Origin of the sequence: Bradyrhizobium zhengyangense, assembly GCF_022012435.1 — a bacterium.
Taxonomy (GTDB): Bacteria; Pseudomonadota; Alphaproteobacteria; order Rhizobiales; family Xanthobacteraceae; genus Bradyrhizobium; species Bradyrhizobium zhengyangense.
In genome coordinates this window covers 156,740-178,777 of record NZ_JAKLUA010000001.1, presented here as the reverse complement: position 1 = coordinate 178,777, position 22,038 = coordinate 156,740, and the positions used below count along the sequence as shown (strand labels likewise).

At 64.5% G+C, this 22,038-nt stretch carries 19 protein-coding genes; 2 read left to right on the top strand and 17 right to left on the bottom strand.

Annotation, left to right across the window (positions count from 1 at the left end; all coding sequences use genetic code 11):
* Positions 1-10: 10 nt before the first annotated feature.
* Together L6637_RS00840 and L6637_RS00835 are read right to left on the bottom strand one after the other, a co-directional pair.
* Positions 11-1,582, bottom strand: coding sequence for a bifunctional 3-(3-hydroxy-phenyl)propionate/3-hydroxycinnamic acid hydroxylase (locus tag L6637_RS00840; protein WP_237862119.1), 1,572 nt, complete (start codon positions 1,580-1,582; stop codon positions 11-13).
* A gap of 41 nt (positions 1,583-1,623) precedes the next feature.
* Entirely contained in the window at positions 1,624-2,520 is an 897-nt protein-coding gene (locus L6637_RS00835) for a VOC family protein (protein WP_237862117.1), read from the bottom strand.
* Between the two features lie 205 nt (positions 2,521-2,725).
* Here L6637_RS00835 and L6637_RS00830 point away from each other — a divergent pair, with 205 nt between their 5' ends.
* Positions 2,726-3,439: a GntR family transcriptional regulator gene (locus tag L6637_RS00830; RefSeq protein WP_237868797.1), complete on the top strand. Its 714-nt coding sequence runs from the start codon at positions 2,726-2,728 to the stop codon at positions 3,437-3,439.
* A gap of 19 nt (positions 3,440-3,458) precedes the next feature.
* Here the strand turns inward: L6637_RS00830 and L6637_RS00825 are convergent, their stop codons facing one another.
* The 3 genes from L6637_RS00825 to L6637_RS00815 all read right to left on the bottom strand — a co-directional run bounded on the left by L6637_RS00825 (position 3,459) and on the right by L6637_RS00815 (position 5,952).
* Complete coding sequence (locus L6637_RS00825) at positions 3,459-3,671, bottom strand: hypothetical protein (RefSeq protein ID WP_237862113.1); 213 nt, start codon at positions 3,669-3,671, stop codon at positions 3,459-3,461.
* Positions 3,672-3,932: 261 nt separating this feature from the next.
* Positions 3,933-4,109: a hypothetical protein gene (locus tag L6637_RS00820; protein WP_237862111.1), complete on the bottom strand. Its 177-nt coding sequence runs from the start codon at positions 4,107-4,109 to the stop codon at positions 3,933-3,935.
* A gap of 106 nt (positions 4,110-4,215) precedes the next feature.
* Entirely contained in the window at positions 4,216-5,952 is a 1,737-nt protein-coding gene (locus tag L6637_RS00815; protein WP_237868795.1) for an adenylate/guanylate cyclase domain-containing protein, read from the bottom strand.
* A gap of 326 nt (positions 5,953-6,278) precedes the next feature.
* On the opposite strand from L6637_RS00815, the gene L6637_RS00810 reads away from it, so the two are divergent.
* Entirely contained in the window at positions 6,279-8,477 is a 2,199-nt protein-coding gene (locus L6637_RS00810) for a lytic transglycosylase domain-containing protein (RefSeq protein ID WP_237862107.1), read from the top strand.
* Between the two features lie 13 nt (positions 8,478-8,490).
* Here the strand turns inward: L6637_RS00810 and L6637_RS00805 are convergent, their stop codons facing one another.
* From L6637_RS00805 to L6637_RS00750, 12 genes are all read right to left on the bottom strand, one after another.
* Positions 8,491-9,462, bottom strand: a complete 972-nt coding sequence (locus tag L6637_RS00805; RefSeq protein ID WP_237862105.1) for a tripartite tricarboxylate transporter substrate binding protein BugD — start codon at positions 9,460-9,462, stop codon at positions 8,491-8,493.
* Positions 9,463-9,548: 86 nt separating this feature from the next.
* Positions 9,549-10,790: a threonine synthase gene (locus L6637_RS00800; protein WP_237868794.1), complete on the bottom strand. Its 1,242-nt coding sequence runs from the start codon at positions 10,788-10,790 to the stop codon at positions 9,549-9,551.
* 130 nt (positions 10,791-10,920) lie between these two features.
* Positions 10,921-12,342: a dihydrolipoyl dehydrogenase gene (gene lpdA / locus L6637_RS00795; protein WP_237862101.1), complete on the bottom strand. Its 1,422-nt coding sequence runs from the start codon at positions 12,340-12,342 to the stop codon at positions 10,921-10,923.
* A 131-nt stretch (positions 12,343-12,473) separates the two neighbouring features.
* The gene (locus tag L6637_RS00790) at positions 12,474-13,826 is read right to left on the bottom strand and encodes a pyruvate dehydrogenase complex dihydrolipoamide acetyltransferase (RefSeq protein ID WP_237862099.1); all 1,353 of its coding nucleotides are present in this window, start codon (positions 13,824-13,826) and stop codon (positions 12,474-12,476) included.
* Between the two features lie 62 nt (positions 13,827-13,888).
* Complete coding sequence (locus L6637_RS00785; RefSeq protein WP_237862097.1) at positions 13,889-14,341, bottom strand: nucleoside deaminase; 453 nt, start codon at positions 14,339-14,341, stop codon at positions 13,889-13,891.
* A gap of 2 nt (positions 14,342-14,343) precedes the next feature.
* The gene (locus L6637_RS00780) at positions 14,344-14,646 is read right to left on the bottom strand and encodes a DUF5076 domain-containing protein (protein WP_237862095.1); all 303 of its coding nucleotides are present in this window, start codon (positions 14,644-14,646) and stop codon (positions 14,344-14,346) included.
* Between the two features lie 3 nt (positions 14,647-14,649).
* The gene (locus tag L6637_RS00775; RefSeq protein ID WP_237862093.1) at positions 14,650-16,032 is read right to left on the bottom strand and encodes a pyruvate dehydrogenase complex E1 component subunit beta; all 1,383 of its coding nucleotides are present in this window, start codon (positions 16,030-16,032) and stop codon (positions 14,650-14,652) included.
* A gap of 29 nt (positions 16,033-16,061) precedes the next feature.
* On the bottom strand, positions 16,062-17,084 hold the full coding sequence (pdhA, locus tag L6637_RS00770; protein WP_237868793.1) for a pyruvate dehydrogenase (acetyl-transferring) E1 component subunit alpha: 1,023 nt from the start codon (positions 17,082-17,084) through the stop codon (positions 16,062-16,064).
* Positions 17,085-17,337: 253 nt separating this feature from the next.
* Positions 17,338-18,720: a glycerophosphodiester phosphodiesterase family protein gene (locus L6637_RS00765; RefSeq protein ID WP_237862090.1), complete on the bottom strand. Its 1,383-nt coding sequence runs from the start codon at positions 18,718-18,720 to the stop codon at positions 17,338-17,340.
* A 146-nt stretch (positions 18,721-18,866) separates the two neighbouring features.
* Complete coding sequence (gene adh, locus L6637_RS00760) at positions 18,867-20,384, bottom strand: aldehyde dehydrogenase (RefSeq protein ID WP_237862088.1); 1,518 nt, start codon at positions 20,382-20,384, stop codon at positions 18,867-18,869.
* Positions 20,385-20,519: 135 nt separating this feature from the next.
* Positions 20,520-21,479 (bottom strand): helix-turn-helix domain-containing protein, encoded by a 960-nt coding sequence (locus tag L6637_RS00755; RefSeq protein WP_237862086.1) that lies wholly within the window; start codon positions 21,477-21,479, stop codon positions 20,520-20,522.
* Positions 21,480-21,670: 191 nt separating this feature from the next.
* Positions 21,671-21,988 (bottom strand): FtsB family cell division protein, encoded by a 318-nt coding sequence (locus L6637_RS00750; protein WP_237862084.1) that lies wholly within the window; start codon positions 21,986-21,988, stop codon positions 21,671-21,673.
* Positions 21,989-22,038 lie beyond the last annotated feature (50 nt).

Below are 22,038 nucleotides of genomic sequence, written 5' to 3'. Positions count from 1 at the left end.
GTTGTTTTGTTCATCGCAGCTTTGCCGCGAGATCGGACAGCATCGCCGCGAGTCCGGCTTCGTCGGCCGCGACGCCGTAGACGTAATGATCGGGGCGCACGATGGCGGCCGCGCAGGCATGCCGCGTGAACCAATCCGTCACCACGCCACTCTCCTCCCGCATGACATCCGGCCCCTGATCCTGATCCGCGTCAGCGATGGCGATCAGGCGCAAGCCCATCTCCGCCGCGCGTGCCGCGATCGCGCGTGATCGCGCCAAGGCGCTGTCGCCCCTCAGCACGAGCCGCCATCCAACGCCGCATGTCGCGTCGAGCAATTGTCGGCCCCTTGATGTCACGAGCCATGGCTGGGGAAACAGCGTGCCACTGGCGGCATGCGGCACGTCGGCGCGCAGACCGCAGCTGAGCGGCGGCACGATCTCCTGACGGGTGATGGTGCGCGGCATGCCGCCGCCTTCGGCGAGGATGCGGACATCACGGGCAGCGGCCGCTTCCGGATCGCGCTCGCAGATGACGTGGCCGATCGCCTTGATGCGCGTCGTCAGCTCACGGACGTGAGCGCTGCGCTCCTCCTGATAGGTATCGAGCAGCGCCGCGCCTGACTCTCCGTCCAACACGCGCGCAAGCTTCCAGACCAGATTGGCGACATCGCGAACGCCCTGGCACATGCCCTGGCCAATGAACGGTGGCTGCTGGTGGGCGGCATCTCCGGCAAGAAACACGCGCCCTTCACGCCATTTGCTTGCGACAAGGGCGTGAAAGCGATAGCTCGCCGCCCGCCAGAGCGTCGCATCGTCAGGCGTGAGCCAGCGTGCGAGCAGCCGCCAGACCTGCTCGGGCTGCTCCATTGCGCGCGGATCCTCATCCGGCAGCAGCATGATCTCGAAGCGCCGATGCGAACCGGGTCCGACGATATAGGTGGTCGGCCGCGACGGATCGCAGAACTGCGCCGCCGTGCGCGGCAGCTTTGCGATCCCTGAAGCGTTGACCCGGAGGTCGACCACGAGCCAGGGCTCGTCAAACACCAGATCGTCAAAGCCGATGCCGAGCTGGCGGCGGACCAGGCTCGATGCGCCGTCGCAGGCGATGACATAGTCCGCCGAGACGTTGCGCGTGCCGTGCTCGCCGCACAGCTCGAGCGTCACGCCATCAGGCGTCTGATCGAGCCGCCGGAGCTCGGTGCCGAGCTCGACGACCACCGAGGGATAGGATCGCGCATGCGCGCGCAAGATCTCCTCGACAGGCGGCTGGGTAAACACCATGGTCGGGGTGTAGCCGAGCGGATAAGGCTCGCTCACCATGTCTATCCGCCGGATCAACTGGCCGTGCGCGCCGAAATGTTCCGACGCCGGAAACGGTCCGATGTGCGGAGCGAGCTGGCCGGCAATGCCGAGATTGTCGAACAGGCGCAGGATCTCGTGATCGAGCGCAATCGCGCGCGGCTTGTCGTAGACCAAGCGGTCGCGATCGACAGCCAGTGTCCGGATGCCTTGCGCGCCCAGCAGGCTGGCGGCGACAGCGCCTGACGGGCCGAAGCCGACGATAGCAACCTGGTACTCGTTCGCGCTGATCGAACCCGACACTGACCTCGATACCTCGTTTACGTGGTGATGGATCGTCGCGCTCACGGCGCGGCGTAGCGAACGGCTAGTTGCGCGGCCTTGACGTGGTCAGCCTTGGGCGGCGCGATGCCCCATTGATCGGTACGGCCCGGCGGCCAGACCCAATGATCCGGACCGCGTACGACATAGCTGTCGTCCACCTGCAGCACCTCGGCGGTGTATTCGATCACGGTGCCTACCGGATCAATGAAGTAGGAGAACACGTTGTCGCCCGGACCGTGGCGTCCGACGCCCCACGCAATCGGGAAGCCGGCGTCGATCATGCGCCCGGAGCCGCGCATCACCGTCTCGAGGCTCGGCATCAGGAAGGCGACGTGATTGAGTCCGTTGACTTTGGCGTCGGCAATCACGACCGCATGGTGGTCGCTGTTGCAGCGGACGAACGCCATCGCCTTTGAGCGATCCGTGAGCCGAAAACCGAGCGCCCGCTCGTAGAAGGCGGCGGAGCGATCGACATCCGTGCTGTTGAGATTGACGTGGGCCAGCCGCTCGGGCCGGTCACTTTGCAGTTGCTCCGGCGCATGACTGATGTCGCCGTGAACGAAACGCAGGATGCCGCCTTCCGGCGCGCGAATGGCCATCGCCACGCCGCCATCGGGCGCGTCGTTGGGCGCGGGTTCGCGGATCAGCTGGGCGCCTTCGGCGACCGCGTTGGCAGCTACGGATGCAAGATCATCGACGCTCGCCACGCGAAACGTCACGGCGCCAAGCTCCGGCAACTCGCTCTGATAGAGGGCCAGGACGTGATGGTCGCTGCCGGTCGCGCGGAGATAAACGACGCCGGCCGCTCGGGTGACCAGCGAAAGGCCCCAGACGTCGCAATAGAACCCCATGGAGCGGTCCAGGTCCGGCGTGCCGAGATCGACGCTGCGCAGCGCTGTCACCGGAAACCGGGGCATGAATGCACTCCTCCATCAGGCCACTGTCCGGGCCAGCCGGGCGTGGTTTTCTTGATCGCGGTCGCACCTTCACGAACCGACAACTTCCTTTTATTACACAAAATCATCTCTGCAATAGAAATTTATACATTTTTTGGAATCATCAGCAGATGTATATGATGACGAACCGTGAGCTGAGCGAACAACGGAGGCTGGAGCGGTGGAATTGACTACGGCGGCCCCCTTGCCCGCGCCATCGACGCAGGCGAGCCATGTCTATGACCGGCTGCGCGAGGATTTGTTGTCCGGACGCCTCGCCCCATCGCGCAAGCTGCAAATGCGGTTTCTGATGGAGACCTATCAGACCGGCCAAACGCCGCTGCGCGAGGCGCTCAACCGGCTGACCGCCGACGGACTGGTCGAGGTCCGCGAGCAGCGCGGCTTCTACGTCAAGGACGTCAGCCGCGCGGAGCTCGCCGAACTGACCAAGACGCGCTGCTGGGTCGAGGCGCTGGCGCTGCGCGAGTCCATGGCAGCGTCCACGCCAGCCTGGGAGGAACAGCTTGTCCTCGCCCAACATCGGCTGAGCCGCGTGCCGCGCTCGCTGAGTGCCACCGAGTTTGAGGACAATCCCGAATGGGAAAAGCTGCACCGCATCTACCATCGCACCCTGATCGGCCAATGCGGCTCGCAATCATTGATCGCGTTCTGCGGCCAGCTTGCCGACCAGCTCTATCGTTACCGTCGGCTGTCGATCAGCAAAGCCTTCCCCTCACGCCACGTCGGCGACGAGCATGCGGCAATCATGGAGGCCGTGCTGAGCGGCAATGCCGACCTGGCGGTGAAGCGGTTGACCGCGCACTATCAGCGAACGGCCGACGTCATCCTTCAGGACGAGGCCATTTTCCCGGAACTGCGGCGCGAGACAGCGCGCGGCTGAGACGACGCAGCGCCTTTCCTCACCGCGCGCCGTGGAGCGTGCAGGCGGTCGTGCAGGTCACGGTATTGCCGTGGTCGCACGCCTTGCAGGCGGCAACACACTGGTTCATGTCGCGGGGATTGTAGGAGGTGTAGCTGCGCATCGGGCAGAGCGGGGTCGAGCCGGTGACGTCCTGCTCCTGGTTGCAGGCTGCCGTCAAAAGCGCAAACAAGGCGACCGCAAGCAGACGCATGGGATGTCCAACCATCGGACGAGTGACGTTCGCGGGCAACGTTACACGGCAACCTTGCCCCAGGCATTCCCATCGCCGGGAACCGCAACGCGCGAATCCCCTGACCCCATTGAGGATGCGTCTCAAGTGTTAAGAACGGATTGCGATTGCACGACCTCTCGCACAGACACGGATGCGGAACATCGTGCCTCGTTCTTGGCCGCTTCTTGGCCGCTTCTTGGCCGCCTCTTGGCCGCCTCTTGGCCGCGCCTCCGGCCGGCGTCAGGCGGCGGCCCTGATCGCGATCGCCTGGCGCATGTCCACCGCCAGCTGACGGTACTGCTCCGAAAGCTTCAGGTAGAATTCGCGCTTGTTGCTGTCGGTCGCAAGCTTGGCAATCAGCTCGCATTCGGCGGTGAGCGTCTCGAAGCGCTCCAGCCTGTCCTCAAGTTCTGTCATCGGCGTGTCCCCATCAGACGCCTCAGGGACACCAAACCTAAGCCCGGAAAATGGGTCACGGCGAACATCGTTATGAAGTAGAATCAATTATTCCCGGCGCGGACAGCTATTTGCTGTCCATGCGCCAGGCGCCGTCCCAATCGGCCGCCGGCGGCGCGGTCTCGAACTGCGCGATGCGCGCAAGCATGGCCTGCGACGGGCCGTCGCCGGGGACGCTCTCCAGCGCCGCATTGAACGCGGTGCGGGCCTCAGTGAAGCGGCATGCGCGATAGGCGGCAAGCGCTTGGGCGTAGTGCGCGCGCAGCCCCTCCTGTGACGCGGTGAGCGCACCTGCCCTGCCCATCACCTCGAACACCGGCTGCGGCACACTCTGGCCGACCACCGCAAGGCGGTCGACCTCGCGCAATTCGAGCCCGGATCCAATCGCCTCGGCGGTCGCCTGCGAGATCAGGATTCGGGTACCGTAGACCTTGTTCGCGGCCTCAAGGCGCGAGGCGAGGTTCACGGCATCGCCCATCACCGTAAAGCTCATCATCAGCTCGGAGCCGATGCTGCCGGTCAGAACCTCGCCGGTGGCAATCCCGATGCGCAGGTCGCACGGCACCGGCATGGCGCGGATGCCAAGCAGGTCCGGCAGCTGCTTCTGGAGAGCGGGCACCTGGTCAGCCATGTCGATGGCGGACTGGCCGGCAAGCAGTGCCTGCTCGTCCTCCTCGACGAAGGGCGGGCCCCAATAGGACATGATGGCGTCGCCGATATATTTGTCGATCACGCCGCGGTTGTTCCGGATCGGGGCGGACATCACCGTGAAATAGTGGTTCATCACCTTGACGAGGCCCCGCGGGGTCATGCCTTCGCTCATCGAGGTGAAGCCGCTCATGTCAGAGAACATGATGGTCATCACCCGGCGCTGGCCATCGATGGCGACCTCCGGCCGGTCGATCAGGCCCTGCACCACCTTGGGATCGATGTAGCGGCCAAAGGTCTCGCGGATGCGCTCGTTGTGACGCAGTTGCTCGATCATGCGATTGAAGGCAGCCGCGAGTTCGCCGATCTCGTCCTGGGTCGAGACGGTGATGCTCTTGTCGAAGCGGCCGGCCTCGACCTCGCGGGCACCGGCGAGCAGCAGCCGCACCGGGCGCGTGATGCCGCCGGAGACGAGCAACGCAAAGGCAAATCCGACGACGGCTGCGAGCAGCGTCACGACGCCCGAAATGACGATCGCCTGATGCTGGCGACGGATCACCTGCGAGGTCGAGAAGAAGACCTGCGTCAGCATGTCGGCGCGGATTGCATCGACCTGCCGGTTGAATTGATCGCGCAGCACATCGAGCTGTTCCAGCGTGCCGCGGGCACCGGCCATCTCGTTGGCGTCGACCTGCTTGAGCAGTTTCGCGTTACCCTCGTCCAGATTGCGTCGCAACTCAGCGACGGCAGTCTCGATGCGGACGTCGAGCCGTGCCAGGGCGGCATTGTCGGAAGATGTCCTTGGATCGTCGATGATCGCGTTGATCAGCTTGCGAGCGGTCTCGGCCTCCTCCTCGAACTTGCGGTCCAATGCCTGGAAGTCGCGAAGCCGCGCCGCGTAGGCCTCCTCGTCCGACGGCGATCCCATCCTGCTCATGACCATTTGCCGCAGCGCCAGCGCCCGCTCCAGCGAGCGGATGTTGGCGCGGGCCAGATGGCTATAGGCCGGGATGTAGCGATTGGTCAGCTCGTCCAGGAGAATGCCAACCTGGCTCGACATCACCATCGACAGGACCGAGGTGACGAGCATCAGGACGATCAATCCGAGGGCGATGCCGACGATCTTGCGCCGGATCGACTGGTTGAAAAGCGGCATGAGGTTCGGGCAAGGGCTGAAAGGAGGACGGATGGAACTCAATACACCGGATTTTCGCCGGGGAACACGCGCAATCGGGCTGTTTTGGCGCCGGGAGCGGTCCGCAACCGTCGCGCGAGGCCCTGCTCGTTAATAAAGGTTAAAGAAACTGCCACTTCCGCCATTTCGGAAGTTCCGCGAGTTCCAATCCGTATTTTGCCGCATTGTTGAACGAGCCTGAGGAATGCGAAACGATGTCATGGCATCGTTTTGGTGTCGTTCTTGATTCTCAAGCCGCATGTCGTCGCGGACCTTGGTTTGTAGTGGTTTCGCAGGGGGACCATCGAATGAACCAGTGCCTACGCTCGCTCGCGTGTGTCGTTGCCGTGGCCGCTTTGGCCCTTGTTCCCACCGAGCTGGCAGCGAAGAGCAGTCACAAATCATCTGCGTCAAAGAAAACGCACGAGGCAAAAACCGGCAGCAAGTCCGCTGGCAAGCAGCGGCATGCTGCATCGGGCAAGCACGGCAAACATGCCGAGGCCAAGCGCAAGTCGAAGAAGCAGGACGAGGAGCCTGCGGACAAGCCCGCGCCGCCGGCGCTGACGGGCGACCTCGCCGCGCTGAAGGACGCGATCGACCTCGCGCGCAAGGGCAAGACCGACGATGCGACCGCGGCGCGCGACCGCATTGCCGATCCGGCCGGACAAAAGCTCGCCGACTGGTTCATGCTGCGCCATTCCGAGAGCACCGCACCTTTCAAGCGCTACGCCGCCTTCCTCGCCGCCAATCCGGATTGGCCGAGCGCCGTGCTGCTGCGCAAACGCGCCGAGGCGCGCCTGTGGCAGGAGAAGAGCGACGCGGCCACCGTGCACGCCTTCACGATGGACCGGCCAATCAGCGCCAAGGGCAATTTTGCGCTGGCACGCGTGCTGATCGCCGAGGGCGACAGCGACAGGGCGACGCGCCTCGTGCGCGAGGCGTGGCGCTCGGAGGAATTGTCCGAGCGCAGCGAAGAGGATTCCTACGACGCGTTCCACGATTTGTTGCGGCCCGAGGATCATCGGGCCCGCATGGACAAGCGCCTCGGCGCCAAGGACTATGCCGGCGCAAGGCGCGCCGCAAAACGTCTTGGCGAGGATTCACTTGCGATCGTCAAGGCCTGCGCCGCCGTCAACGGCAAGGAGAACAAGGCCAAGGATTATCTCGAGGACGTGCCTCAAGACGCGCGCCGCGACCTCGGCTATGTGCTGTGCCGGGCGCAATGGCACCTGCAGAAGGACCACATCGACGATGCGGCCGAAGTGATCCTGGCTGCTGCGCCCGACACGATGGCCGTGCAGGACACCGATGCATGGTGGCGCGAGCGGCGTCTGCTCGCGCGAAAGCTGCTTGACCAGGGCAAATTCCAGACCGCCTACGACGTGGTGCGCGCGGCCGCCGTGCCGGCGATGGAGGTCTATCGCGTCGACTATCACTTCATGTGCGGCTGGATTGCGCTGCGCTATCTCGACGATCCCAAAGCCGCGATGACGCATTTCGCGGCGATCGACGAAGGCTCGGCCAATCCGATCGCGCTGTCACGGGGGTATTACTGGCGCGGCCGCGCGGCTGAAGCCATGGGAGCAGCCGCCGACGCGCAGCAGAGCTACAAGGCTGCCGCGCGCTATCCGACCGCCTATTACGGCCAGCTCGCCCGTGCCCGGCTCGGCCTCGAGGGGCTAGAGCTGCGCGCCCCCTCGCCCGTGCTGGCCGCCGCCGACACGCCGGCCGTGGATGAGCGCGTACGCGCCGCCGATATGCTCTATGCCATCGGGGAACGTGACACGGTGTTCTACTACGCCGAGGATTTTGCCAAGGAGAGCACCGACGTCGCCGCGCTCGGGGCGCTTGGCGAGCTCGCCGGCCAACGCAACGACGCGCGCGTGATGCTGGAGGTTGGCAAGTCGGCGCTGGCCCACGGCCTCGCGCTCGACCACTACGCTTTCCCGACCATCGGCATCCCTGAGCACAAGCAGGTCGCACCCGCGATCGAGACCAGCGTGATCTATTCGGTGGCGCGCACCGAGAGCTCGTTCAACCAGCGCGACAAATCATCGGCCAATGCCGTTGGCCTGATGCAGGTGACGCCGGAAGCCGGCCGCGACACGGCAAAACGCTTCGGCGTGACCTACGACTGGGACAAGATGGTCTCCGACCCCGTCTACAACACGCAGATGGGCGCGGCCGAGCTTAGCGCGCTGCTGTCGGAATATCGCGGCAACCAGATCATGACCTTCGCCGGCTACAATGCCGGCCGCGGCCGCGTGCGCGAATGGGTGCAGGCGCACGGCGATCCCAGAGATCCCAAGATCGATCCGGTCGACTGGGTCGAGCGCATCCCGCTCTCGGAAACGCGCAACTACGTCCAGCGCGTGATGGAGAACGTGCTGGTCTATCGCGCGCGGTTCGAGGGTAGCGGCGCGGTGGCCGGCAAGACCGACCAGCGCGTGGTGACGCAGGATGCCAGCGCCAAGGCGGTGCCGGTGGGGTTTGTGGGGCCGGAGTAGAAGCGGACCCTCCTCACTCCACGTTGATGTTCGCCGCCTTGATGATCGGCCACCACTTCGCGATCTCGGCCTTCTGCCTGACGCCGAGCGCCTCCGGGGTGAGCTGATCTTTCGGCGTCATCTCCAGGCCCTGGCTTTCGAGCTGCTTCCTCACGGCGGGATCGTTCAGCGCTTCCACGGCGGCGGCGTTGAGCTTGGCGACGATCTCCTTCGGCGTGCCCTTCGGCACCCACAGGCCCGACCACAGCGTCATGTTGAAGCCCTTCAGGCCCGCTTCATCCGCGGTCGGGATGTCGGGCGCCGAGGCGAGGCGCTTGTCGTCGGTGATGGCGTAGGCGCGAATGGTGCCGGCGCGGACCTGGTTGATGGAGTTGGAGGTCTGGTCGACGATGATGTCGATCTGGCCGGCGATGAGGTCGTTCAACGCCGGCGCCGTGCCGCGATACGGCACGTATTGCAGCTTGATGCCGGAGACGCTTTCGAAATAGACGCCGGCGATGTGGCTGCCGGATCCTGCGCCGGCCGTTCCCGCCGTCGGCGGCGTCGGCCGCGACTTCAGCCACTCCAGCAGCTCCTTCAGCGATTTCGCCGGCACCGCATTCTTGCTGACCACGATCATCGGATTGCTCGGCAAGAGCACCACCGGCTCGAGATCGGTGACGAGATCGTAGTTGAGCTTGTAGACGGCGCCGTTGGCGACATGGGTGCCGAGATGGCCGAACGAGATGGTGTAGCCATCAGGCGGCGAATGGACGGCGCGCCCCACCCCGATCGAGCCGCCGGCGCCGGTGACGTTCTCGATCACCAGCGCCTGGCCGAGCGACTGGCGCATCCGCTCGGCCAGCACGCGCGCCATTGCATCGGACGGGCCGCCGGCCGCGAAGGGAACGATGATGGTGATGGGATGCGACGGATAATCGTCGGCGCGCGCGACACTGGTGAGAGCGAGAATGCCGATCAGCCCGGCCCAGACAGCCTTCTTCATTGTGGTCTCCCGACGATATCATTCTTGTTCTTGTCTCTTCCCGCGTACGGGAAGAGCGATCGTTCGTGAAGAGACGAAATGACGCGTCAGAACTGCGCGTAATCGATCGGCTTGTGGCGGTCGAGCGTGCGGGTGACCGGCGGCAGCGGATATTTCAAGCCCGTGGCGCAGTTGAACAGCATGACGCGGTCAGTCTTCGAGACGCGGTCGTCGGCGAGGCTTTCCTTGTAGGCAGCATAGGTCGCGGCGCCCTCGGGGCACAGCAAGAGCCCCTCCTCGCGCGCGACCTCGTTCAGCGCCGACGAGATCTTGTCGTCATCGACAGCAATCGCAAACCCCTTGCTCTCGCGCACGGCGCGCAGGATCAGGAAATCGCCGATCGCTTGCGGCACACGGATGCCTGAAGCAATGGTGTGGGCGTCCTCCCAGCGCGTGGCGTGCTCGGTGCCGGCCTCATAGGCCCGCACCATCGGCGCGCAGCCGGAGGCCTGTACCGCGACCATGCGCGGGCGCTTGGAGCCGATGAAGCCGATCTTTTCCAGTTCGTCGAACGCCTTCCACATGCCGATCAGGCCGGTGCCGCCGCCGGTCGGATAGAAGATCACGTCGGGCACGTCCCAGCCGAGTTGCTCGGCGAGCTCGAGGCCCATCGTCTTCTTGCCTTCGATCCGGTACGGCTCCTTCAGCGTGGAGGTGTCGAACCAGCCGACCTTTGCCTTGCCCTCGCCGACGATCTTGCCGCAATCGTCGATATAGCCGTTGACGCGGTAGACGGTCGCGCCCTGGAGCTCGATCTCGCTGACATTCACCTCCGGCGTATCGGCCGGGCAGAAGATCGTGGTCTTGATGCCGCAGGATGTCGCGTAGGCCGCCAGCGCGGCGCCGGCATTGCCGTTGGTCGGCATCGCCATGTGCTTGATGCCGAGCGCCTTACCCATCGACACCGCCATCACGAGGCCGCGCGCCTTGAACGAGCCGGTCGGCAAACGACCCTCGTCCTTGACGATGATCTCGCCGCCGCCGAGCTTCTTGCCGAGCTTGGGCAGCCGGATCAGCGGCGTCGTGACCTCACCGAGCGAGACGATGTCCCTGCATTTGCGCACCGGCAAGAGCTCGCGATAGCGCCACATGTCGCCGGGACGCTGAGCGAGCGCGTCCCTGGTGAGCGCCTTCTTCACGCCGGCGAGGTCGTAGCGAACGAGCAGAGGCTTGCCCGCTTTGGAGAGGTTGTGGACCTGGTCGGCGGCGTAATGATCGCCCTCCATGGCGCATTCGAGATGCGTGACGAAGGTCGGGCGTTCGATGGTGAGGTTGTCGTTGTCGTGCATGGGGTGATTTCCTCTTCTTGTTTTGCAATCGGCTTTCTCTGCTCGTCATTGCGAGCGCAGCGAAGCAATCCAGGGTCTTTTCACAGAGGCAGTCTGGATTGCTTCGCTTCGCTCGCAATGACGGCGGTGGCTAAATATTCAACACCCGCCCGTACGCATCCAGCACCGCTTCCTTCATCATTTCCGACAGGGTCGGATGCGGGAACACGGTGTGCATCAGCTCTTCTTCCGTCGTCTCCAGGTTCATGGCGACGACATAGCCCTGGATCAGCTCGGTGACTTCAGCGCCGACCATGTGGGCGCCGAGCAGCTGGCCGGTCTTCTTGTCGAAGATGACCTTGACCAGGCCCTGGTCCTCGCCCAGCGCAATCGCCTTGCCGTTGCCGACGAAGGGGAAGCGGCCGACGCGGATCTCGCGGCCGTTCTCCTTGGCCTTGGCTTCGGTCAGGCCGACCGAGGCGACCTGCGGATGACAGTAGGTGCAGCCCGGGATCATCAGCTTGTCCATGGGATGCGGATGCAGGCCCTTGATCGCCTCGATGCAGATCACGCCCTCATGCTCGGCCTTGTGGGCGAGCATCGGGGGACCAGCGACGTCGCCGATGGCGTAGATGCCGGGGATGTTGGTCTTGCCGTAGCCGTCGATGACGATGCAGCCGCGGTCGGTCTTCACACCCAGTTTTTCGAGGCCGAGATTCTCGATGTTGCCGACGACGCCGACGGCCGAGATCACACGCTCGAATTCGGTGGTCACGGGCTTGCCCTTGCCGTCGTCGATGGTGGCAACGACGCTGTCGGCTTTCTTCTCCAGCTTGGTCACCTTGGTCGAGGACATGATCTTGATGCCCAGCTTCTCCAGGCGTTTGCGCGCGAGGCCGGCGATCTCGGCGTCTTCGACGGGCAGGATCTGCGGCAGCACCTCGACCACGGTGACGTCAGAGCCCATGGTATGGAAGAACGAGGCAAACTCGATGCCGATCGCGCCGGAGCCGACCACCAGCAACGACTTCGGCATCCGCTCGGGCACCATCGCTTCAAAGTAGGTCCAGATCAGCTTCTTGTCGGGCTCGAGCCCCGGCAGCACGCGCGGCCGCGCGCCGGTGGCGACGATGATGTGCTTGGCCTGATAGGCCCCCTCGCCCAGCGAGCCCTTCGGGCCCTCGACGTCGGACTTCTTCACGGTGATCTTGCCGGGCGCGTCGATCGAAGCCGCGCCCCAGATCACGCTGACCTTATTCTTCTTCATCAGGAAGCCGACGCCGTCGTTCAACCGCTTGGAGACGCCGCGCGAACGCTGCACCACGGCCTTCGGATCGAACGAGACCTTCTCTGCCGACAGGCCATAGTCCTTGGCGTGCTGCATGTAGTGGTAGATCTCGGCCGAGCGCAGCAGCGCTTTCGTCGGGATGCAGCCCCAGTTCAGGCAGATACCTCCGAGATAGGACTTCTCGACGATCGCGGTCTTGAAGCCGAGCTGAGCGGCGCGGATCGCGGTGACGTAGCCGCCGGGGCCGGAGCCGATGATGATGACGTCGAAGGATGTGTCGGCCATTGCGGCTCCCATTCAACTGAACTTCGTAGGGTGGGCAAAGCGAAGCGTGCCCACCGCCTTCCAACACTATGAAATAAGGTGGGCACGGCGCTTTGCGCCTTTGCCCACCCTACGTATGCAACGTTCGCGGCTCACACCATCATCATGACGGGGTTTTCGATCAGCTGCTTGAAGGCGCCGATCAGCTCGGCGCCGAGCGCGCCGTCGATGGCGCGGTGATCGCAGGACAGCGTCACGCTCATCATGCTCGCGATCTCGATCTTGCCGCCGCGCACGACCGGACGCTCCTCGCTGGTGCCGACCGCGAGGATCGTGGCGTGCGGCGGGTTGATCACAGCGGTGAAGTGGCTGATGCCGAACATGCCGAGGTTGGAGACGGCGGTGGTGCCGCCCTGGTACTCTTCCGGCTTCAGCTTGCGCGAGCGGGCGCGCGCGGCAAAGTCCTTCATCTCGTTGGAGATGGTCGAGAGCGTCTTGGTCTCGGCCTTGCGGATGATCGGCGTGATCAGGCCGCCCGGCATCGCCACGGCGACACCGACGTCGGAGTGATGGTGCTTGACCATGCCTGACTCGGTCCAGCTGACATTGCAGTTCGGGATCTTCTGCAGCGCCACCGCCATCGCCTTGATGACGAAGTCATTGACCGAGATCTTGTAGAGCGGCTTCTTCTCCTTGTCCTTCGGAGCTGCCGCATTGATCTCCTCGCGCGCGGCGAGCAGCTTGCCGATGTCGCAGTCGATGGTGAGATAGAAGTGCGGGACGTTCTGGATCGACGCGGTCAGGCGCTGCGCGATGGTGCGGCGCATGCCGTCATGCGGAACGACGTCGTAGGAGCCCGGCTCGAACAGCGACAGGATCTGCTTGTCCGACATGGTCGGCGCGATCGTGGGTGCACCGGCGGACGGCGCGGCGGCAGGCGCCTTGAGGCCCTTGCCCGACTTGGCCTGTTCGACGTCGCGCGCAACCACGCGGCCGTGAGGACCGGTGCCGGTGACCATCCCGACGTCGATGCCGGCTTCCTTGGCGAGACGCCGCGCCAGCGGCGATGAGAACATGCGGCCGGCATGGCCGTTGCTCTGCGCGGCCGGTGCGGCAGCTTGCGGTGCCGGAGCGGCGGCAGGTGCCGGAGCAGCCTTGGGTGCAGCAGGCGCAGGCGCCGGTGCAGCAGCGGGAGCCTCGGCCGCCTTGGGCGGCGCGGCGGAGGCGCTGGGCTTGGCGCTACCCGCGGCCTTCACGTCCTCGCCTTCGCCGGCGAGCACCGCGATCACGTCGTTGACCGGGACGTCCTGCGTGCCCTCGGGCACCAGGATCTTGGCGATCGTGCCCTCGTCGATGGCCTCGACCTCCATGGTGGCCTTGTCGGTCTCGATCTCGGCGATGACGTCGCCTGACTTGACCTTGTCGCCTTCCTTCTTCAGCCACTTGGCGAGGTTGCCCTTCTCCATCGTCGGCGAAAGAGCTGGCATCAGGATGTTGATGGGCATGCTGACCTCACGAAGAACTTCTCAAAACGTCGTCCCCGAAAGTGAAGACGAACAGACCAGGTTTAGTTGCCGATGTCGCCTTGCCAGAGGCGCTCATTGGCAGGGATGGAGCGCCAATTCTTCATCATGGTGATGGAGCGATCGTCGGCAAGGTCGATCCAGGGAATCCCGAACTTGTCGAGAATGTCCTTGGATCCCTCAAAGGTGACGGATTCGCCGATCACCACGAGCTTGACCTTGAACAGAGCGAGCGCGCCGGCACACATCGAACATGGCGACAGCGTGGTGTACATGACGGTGTCGTGGAACGAGATCGCGCCGGCCTCACGCAGGCAGCTCATCTCGCCGTGCAGGATCGGATTGTTCTCCTGCACGCGGTTGTTGTGGCCACGGGCGATGATCCTGTCGCCGCGCGTCAGCACGGCGCCGATCGGCAGACCGCCTTGCGCGATCGAGGCCTCTGCCTCGCGGATCGCCTCCAGCATGAAATCGTAATGGTGCGCTTCAATCGCCACGGTCAGTGTCCCTTCCCGCGCGGCGTCGTGGTGCCGGTGTCGGTCGGACGCTCGATCTCGGCCTGGAACATGTCGAGGATCCGGTTCAGCGCGTCCTCCTCGGTGTATTCGCTCTCGCGCGCATAGGCGCGCGCGGCGTGGCGGGCGAGATCGACCAGCAGCAGGCCCCACATGTCGGGCTCCTCGAAGGCGCGCTGGAATGCCATCGACAGCCCGCCATCCAGCACGAAAACGCGCAGGATCTCGACCGCATCGTCGCGGGTTATGACGTCGGGCGGCAGTGGCTGCTCCTTCGGGCCCGCCATGGTCTACCTGTAGCAGACGGCTTTGGCGGCCTCGACGACCTCAGCCGCCGAGGGCAGCGCGAGCTTCTCCAGGTTCGCGGCATAAGGCATCGGCACGTCCTTGCCGGCAACGCGCGCAACCGGCGCGTCGAGATAATCGAAGGCGTTCTCCATGATGCGCGCGGCGATCTCGGCGCCGACGCCGCTCTGGGCCCAGCCCTCTTCCACCGTGACGGCGCGGCCGGTCTTCTTGACGGAGTTGATGATCGTCTCGGTGTCCATCGGCCGCAGCGTGCGCAGGTCGATCACCTCGGCCTCGATGCCTTCCTTGGCGAGCTCGTCGGCGGCCTTCAGGGCATAGGTCATGCCGTTCGACCAGGAGATGATCGAGACATGGCTGCCCGCGCGCACGATGCGCGCCTTGCCGATCGGAACGATGAAATCGTCGAGCTTCGGCACCTCGCCGGTGTGACCGTAGAGCACCTCGTTCTCGAGGAAGATCACCGGATTGGGATCGCGGATCGCGGCCTTGAGCAGGCCCTTGTAGTCCGCGGCCGAGAACGGCGCGACGACCTTGAGACCCGGGACGTTCGAATACCAGGCCGAATAGTCCTGGCTGTGCTGGGCGGCAACGCGCGCGGCTGCGCCGTTCGGACCGCGGAACACGATCGAGCAGCCCATCTGGCCGCCGGACATGTAGAGCGTCTTGGCGGCGGAGTTGATGATCTGGTCGATCGCCTGCATGGCGAAGTTGAAGGTCATGAACTCGACGACCGGCTTGAGCCCGGTCATGGCAGCGCCGACGCCGACGCCGGCAAAGCCGTGCTCGGTGATCGGGGTATCGATCACGCGTCTGGCGCCGAACTCCTGCAGCAGGCCTTGCGTCACCTTGTAGGCGCCCTGATATTCGGCGACCTCTTCGCCCATCACGAACACATCAGGGTCGCGGCGCATTTCTTCGGCCATGGCGTCGCGCAGCGCTTCGCGGATGGTCTGGGTGATCATCTCGGTGCCGGCGGGCACTTCGGGATCGGGCTCGGCGACGGCCTGTGGCGCAGGTGCAGCCTTGGGCGCAGGCGCTTCGGCCTTGGCAGCGGCTGGCGGTGCAGACTCTGCGGCCTTCGCCGCCGGTGCAGGCGCCTTTGCAAGATCGGCGGCGCTCTCGCCATCCGCCAAAATGGTCGCGATCGGCGTGTTCACGGCAACGTCGGCGGTGCCTTCCGGGATCAGGATCTTGCCGAGCGTGCCCTCATCGGTCGCCTCGACCTCCATGGTGGCCTTGTCGGTCTCGATCTCGGCGATGACGTCGCCGGATTTGATCGTCTCACCCTCTTTTTTCAGCCATTTGGCGAGGTTGCCCTTTTCCATCGTGGGCGACAACGCGGGCATCAGCACTTGAATTGGCATATCGACTCCAAAGAAAGCTTGCGCGCGTCTTAGCGGTAAACGTCGGTCCAGAGCTCGGCGGCATCCGGCTCGGGATCATGCTGGGCAAAGTCGGCGGATGCGTTGACGATGTCGCGCACCTCGGCATCGATCGCCTTGAGGTCAGCCTCGCTCACCTTCGCCGCAAGCAGGCGGTTGCGTACCTGCTCGATCGGATCCTGATCGTGGCGGACCTTCTCGACCTCCTCGCGCGTACGGTATTTTGCAGGGTCGGACATCGAATGGCCGCGATATCTGTAGGTCTGCATCTCCAGGATGAAGGGGCCCTTGCCGGCGCGGCACCAGGCCGCCGCCTCTTCGCCCGCGGCCTTGACGGCGCGGACGTCCATGCCGTCGACCTGCTTGCCGGGGATGTTGAAGGACACGCCGCGCTTGGAGAAATCCTGCTGCGCCGACGCGCGCGAGACCGAAGTGCCCATGGCGTAGCGGTTGTTCTCGATGACGTAGATCACCGGCAGCTTCCAGAGCTCCGCCATGTTGAAGCTCTCATAGACCTGGCCCTGGTTGGCTGCGCCGTCGCCGAAATAGGTTACGCTGACATTGCCGTTGCTGCGATAATTGTTAGCGAATGCGAGACCAGTGCCAAGCGAGACCTGCGCACCGACGATGCCGTGGCCGCCGTAGAAGTGCTTCTCCTTGCTAAACATGTGCATGGAGCCGCCCTTGCCCTTGGAATAGCCGCCGCGGCGTCCCGTGAGCTCGGCCATTACGCCGTTGGCGTCCATGCCGGTCGCAAGCATATGACCGTGGTCGCGATAGCCGGTGATGACCTGATCGCCCTGCTTCAGGGCCATCTGCATACCAACTACCACGGCCTCCTGGCCGATATAGAGATGGCAGAAACCGCCGATCGCACCCATGCCATAGAGCTGGCCGGCCTTTTCCTCGAACCGCCGGATCAGGAGCATGTCGCGGAGCGCCTTCAGCTCCTGCTCCCTGGTGAACTCCGGGGGCGAACCGCCGTTGGTTTTGTCTTGCTCAGCGCTTGCGGCGGCTTTCTTGGGTGCGGCCATTGGAATTCCGGGTCAGAGAAATCTAGGTCCTCTCTAACCCAACTCAATCGCGTGTGAAAGCACCGCAGCGGCATGGCGCGACTTTCATTATGCCGCACTGCAACGTGGCCGAAATTTTGCAAAACCTTTGGCGCTGATCAGGCAACATTCGCTCCTCGCCTGCGAGAGCTCTGCACGCAGATGAGGCAACGACATCGGACACGCATATCTCGGGCGCTGACGTCCCGATGCGTGTCCGATTCGAGCGGTCGGGCTACCAGCCCAACTCGCGCAAATACGCAGCACGGGCGGCAACGCCTGTGTGCGTGAAGTCGGTGAAAACGCCGTCGACACCGAGACGGAAGAACTTGAGATATTCCTGGGCCGGATCGGCGTGATAGTCGGCCGCGAGATATTTCTTCTCGTTACGGAACGTGAAGACGTGGACGAACAGGCCGAGCTTGTGCGCGTCGGCAATCAGGCTGGTCGCCTCCTGCGTCGAAGCCTCCGGTGTCGATCCCTTGTAGGGCGTGCCGTCGGCTTTGGTGTCCTTCCACGAGGCGACCTTCAGCGGAACGATATAAGCTTTCCACGGGCCGATGCCGTCTGCATAGGTCTTGATGTCAGCCAGGCCCTCAGGCGTCAGCATCGCATCGTACAGGCGCGCATCGCCTGCAACCGTCCAGTCGAACGGACGTGAATTGGTGATGTTGTCGAGCAGCACCTTGCCGGATTTGAAGTCGATGCCATTGCCGTCGATGAGCTGGACCTGCCGGGTCTGAAGGCCGTGGCTGCGCATGTATTTCAGGCTGCCGGGCTCGAAGCTCTGAACGAAGATGGGCGCGTCCTTGGTGTTGAGGCCGTTGTCGCTGATGATCTTGATCAGGGCATCCTCGAGCGGATGGCTGCCCGGCGCGCCGCAGCCGTTTGCGATCGCCTGAGCATTGTTCCAGGTCGGGTTCTTGGTTTCCGGATAGACCAGGATGGGACGCCCGGTCTCCTTGCTCTTGGCCTTGGCGATGTCGAGGATGTCCTGGAAGCTGATGACGGGGAATTTGCCGTTGAAGATCTTCGGCCGCTCGTTGGCGGCGTCATAGGTGGTCCCGCCGATCCATTGCTTCAGCTCGGCCATCGTGAAATCGGTGATCGACCAGTCGTTGGTGTGATCCTCACCGTCGACGATCAATGACTTCAGCACCGATTTGGGATCGGCGGGATTGGTGAGATCCGTGAGATAGTCAACGGGCGTCCCGGCGGCGGCCGGAGCCTTGACGCGCATACCTGATACCGTGCGCTTGCGTGCCGCGACGACAGGGTTGGTCTTCGCGACTTCGGCGACATTGGTGTTGTCGGCCAGCCAGGGGTTGTGGCGCGCGACCAGGACGCAATCCTTGGTGAGGTGCAGATCCTCTTCGAGCGCGTCGGTTCCGAGCGCGGCAGCGAGATCGTACGAGGCCTCGGTCTCTTCGGGCACCAGGCCCGGCACGCCGCGATGTCCGAGAATCAGCGGCGCCTTTCCGTCGACGGTCAGGAAGGGTTTTGCGCTGGCCGGAGCGGTCTGCGCGCAGGCCAGGGACGGCGCAAGCGACGCCAGGGCCGCCACGCCGAGCAGCATCGCTCCGACATGTATCTTCCGCTGCAAGGGATTGGTCGTCATGGCCGCGCCTCCGTCTGTGCCTGGCATCGCGTCGTCGCGATCGGGCTGTCGTCTTGTCTCAACAATCTGACAGACGGATGACGGTGGGGCGGCGATCGCCGATCTGCACAGGCGGCGCCGACATGACGCCGCCTGTGCCTGCTCGATCAGAAGAAGCCGAGCTTCTTCGGGCTGTAGCTGACCAGGAGGTTCTTGGTCTGCTGGTAGTGATCGAGCATCATCTTGTGGGTCTCGCGACCGACGCCTGACTGCTTGTAGCCGCCGAACGCGGCATGGGCGGGATAGGCGTGGTAGCAGTTGGTCCAGACCCGGCCCGCCTGGATCGCGCGGCCGAAGCGGTAGCAGCGGTTGGCATCGCGGCTCCAGACGCCGGCCCCGAGGCCATAGAGCGTGTCGTTGGCAATCGCGAGCGCTTCGTCATCGGTCTTGAAGGTCGTGACCGAGACGACGGGTCCGAAGATCTCCTCCTGGAAGATCCGCATCTTGTTGTTGCCTTCGAACACCGTCGGCTGGACGTAGAAGCCACCCGAGAGGTCGCCGCCGAGCTCGGCCCGTCCGCCGCCGGCCAGGACCTTGGCACCCTCCTGCTTGCCGATGTCGATATAGGACAGGATTTTTGCGAGCTGCTCGCCGGAAGCCTGCGCACCGATCATGGTGTCGGCTGCACGCGGATCGCCCTGCTTGATGGCGGCCACCCGCTTGAGCGCCCGGTCCATGAAGCGATCGTAGATGTCCGCATGCACGAGCGCCCGGCTCGGACAGGTGCAGACCTCACCCTGGTTCAGCGCGAACATGACAAAGCCTTCGATCGCCTTGTCGAAGAAGTCGTCGTCCTCGGCGGTGACGTCCTTGAAGAAGATGTTCGGCGATTTGCCGCCGAGCTCGAGCGTCACGGGGATCAGGTTCTGGCTGGCATATTGCATGATCAGCCGGCCCGTCGTGGTCTCGCCGGTGAAGGCGATCTTGGAAATGCGAGGGCTGGAGGCGAGCGGCTTGCCGGCCTCCAGGCCAAAGCCGTTGACGATGTTGAGCACACCAGGCGGCAGGAGATCGCCGATGATCTCGGCCCAGACCATGATTGAGGCCGGCGTCTGCTCGGCGGGCTTCAACACCACGCAATTGCCCGCAGCGAGCGCCGGCGCGAGCTTCCAGCACGCCATCAGCAGCGGGAAGTTCCAGGGAATGATCTGGCCGACGACGCCGAGCGGCTCGTGGAAATGATAGGCGATGGTGTCGTGGTCGATCTCGCCGATCGAGCCTTCCTGGGCGCGGACGACGCCCGCGAAATAGCGGAAATGATCGATGGCGAGCGGCAGGTCGGCGGCCCGGGTCTCACGGATCGGCTTGCCGTTGTCCCAGGTCTCGGCGACCGCGAGGCGCTCGAGATTCTCCTCCATGCGATCGGCGATGCGATTGAGGATCGCAGCGCGCTCGGCGACGCTGGTGCGTCCCCACGCGGCCTTGGCGGCATGGGCCGCGTCGAGCGCCGCTTCGACGTCCTGCGCTTCGGAGCGCGCGATCTTGCAGACGACCTTGCCGGTCACCGGCGAGGCGTTGTCGAAATATTTGCCCGAGATCGGCGCGACGAACTTGCCGCCGATGAAATTGTCGTAGCGTTCGGCGAACGGACTTTGGGTCACGCCGAGGAATTCCACCTTGTTCATTGATCACTCCCGATGTTGATGTTTGCGCTAATCGTCGTGTGTTCACGACTTGCGCTAACGATCTCGCGGGACGTGTTTTCTGTCAGCCCGGGGGGATGCGATGGCGGAGTGGACCTGTCGCAGAACTGCGACAGGTCAGTGCTTCAGCTCGAACCGCTTCAGCTTCCGGTGCAGCGTGGCGCGGCTGACGCCGAGGGCCTTGGCGGCGGCCGACACATTGCCGCCGGCGCGGAGCAGCGCCCGTTGCAGCACCGCACGCTGACCGCCGGCGAGATGGTCCTGTGCGGGTTCGCCGCCGAGCAGATCTGCCGCGGGAACCGGCTGCAGCTCCCTGCCCGGCGCGATCCCGAGTCCCACCCGGGCGGTGCGGGTCGCACCGATCACGAGATCATCCGCATCGACCGCGATGAGACCGATGGACTGGCCGTCCGGTCCTTGCGTCAGCACGATGCGGGCATGGGCGAAGGCCCGGCGAAACAGATCAGCCTCGATGCGCCTCGCCGCCTCTCCCGCGGCCAGCGCGATCAGGCTGGAGAACGCATCGGTGCGGTCGGCGCGGCAGGAGGAGACATCGAGCACGCCGGCAAAGGCCGCCTCGTGGTCGTAGATCGGAACGGCGGTGCAGCTGAGCAGCGTGTTGCGCGTGAAGAAGTGCTGGTCGCGATCGATCGTCAGCGGCCGCTGCTCGACGACGCAGGTGCCGATGCCATTGGTTCCCTCATGCTCCTCGCTCCAGAGCGCGCCGGTCCAAAGGCCCCAGGATTGAAATGTTGCATCATCCGCCGGCGTGCCACGGCGGTCGACCGGCACACCGTCGCCATCGGCGAGCAGCACGCAGCAGCCGGCCGCACCGACCGCCTGATAGAGCCGGTCCATGGCGCCTTGTGCGGCGGCGAGCAGCGGCGCGATGCGCTCGCGCGCCTGTCGCAGCTCGAAATCGCTCAGCCGCAGCGGTGCGTTGTGGCCGGAAGGGTCGAGATGATGCAATCGGGAGGAACGGCGCCACGAAGCCACGAGCGCGGACCGAGCCGCCTGGCCTGATGCAATGGCGGCTTCGACACGAGCCGCGTGATGCCGGGGCATTGACCCATCCATCACCGTTTCCTCCGGGAAGCAGTCTAGGGGCGCCTCGCGCAACCCGATTGATCTTCGTCAACCTTTGGCGGCACCGCGCCGGGACAAGGCACGCCGGCCGCGCCGACGTCAAGGTGGCGGTTCGGAGTACGACTTCCGGAACGATGGAGGGAACGGCTTGCGCGCGCTTGTTTCGAATGCTGCGGAAAGCGCTAGTTCTGCGAGATCGTCCGAATTAGATCGTGCGGATTGACATAGTCGAGCTGGAACCGGGCCCGCTCGTCCAGCATGTCGGGGTCGATCTTCTCAGTGCGTAGCAGCGACACGCGCTGCTCGCTGCGGGCACGCTCGCGCTTGAGCTGGGCCAGCTCGCTGGTCAGCGCAACGATCTCCTGGTCGAGCTCCTGGCGGGCATTGAGGCCGTATTTGCCGGTATAGGCGTTGACCCCGAAATAGCCGACGATGGCGACCGCCATCGCATAGAGAGCGAGGCCGGTCAGGACAGATTTGAGGCGGGCGCGGGAGACCATTTTGGCAAGATGGGCCAGCTTGGTTAAGGGAGTGCTAATCTCCCCTGGGC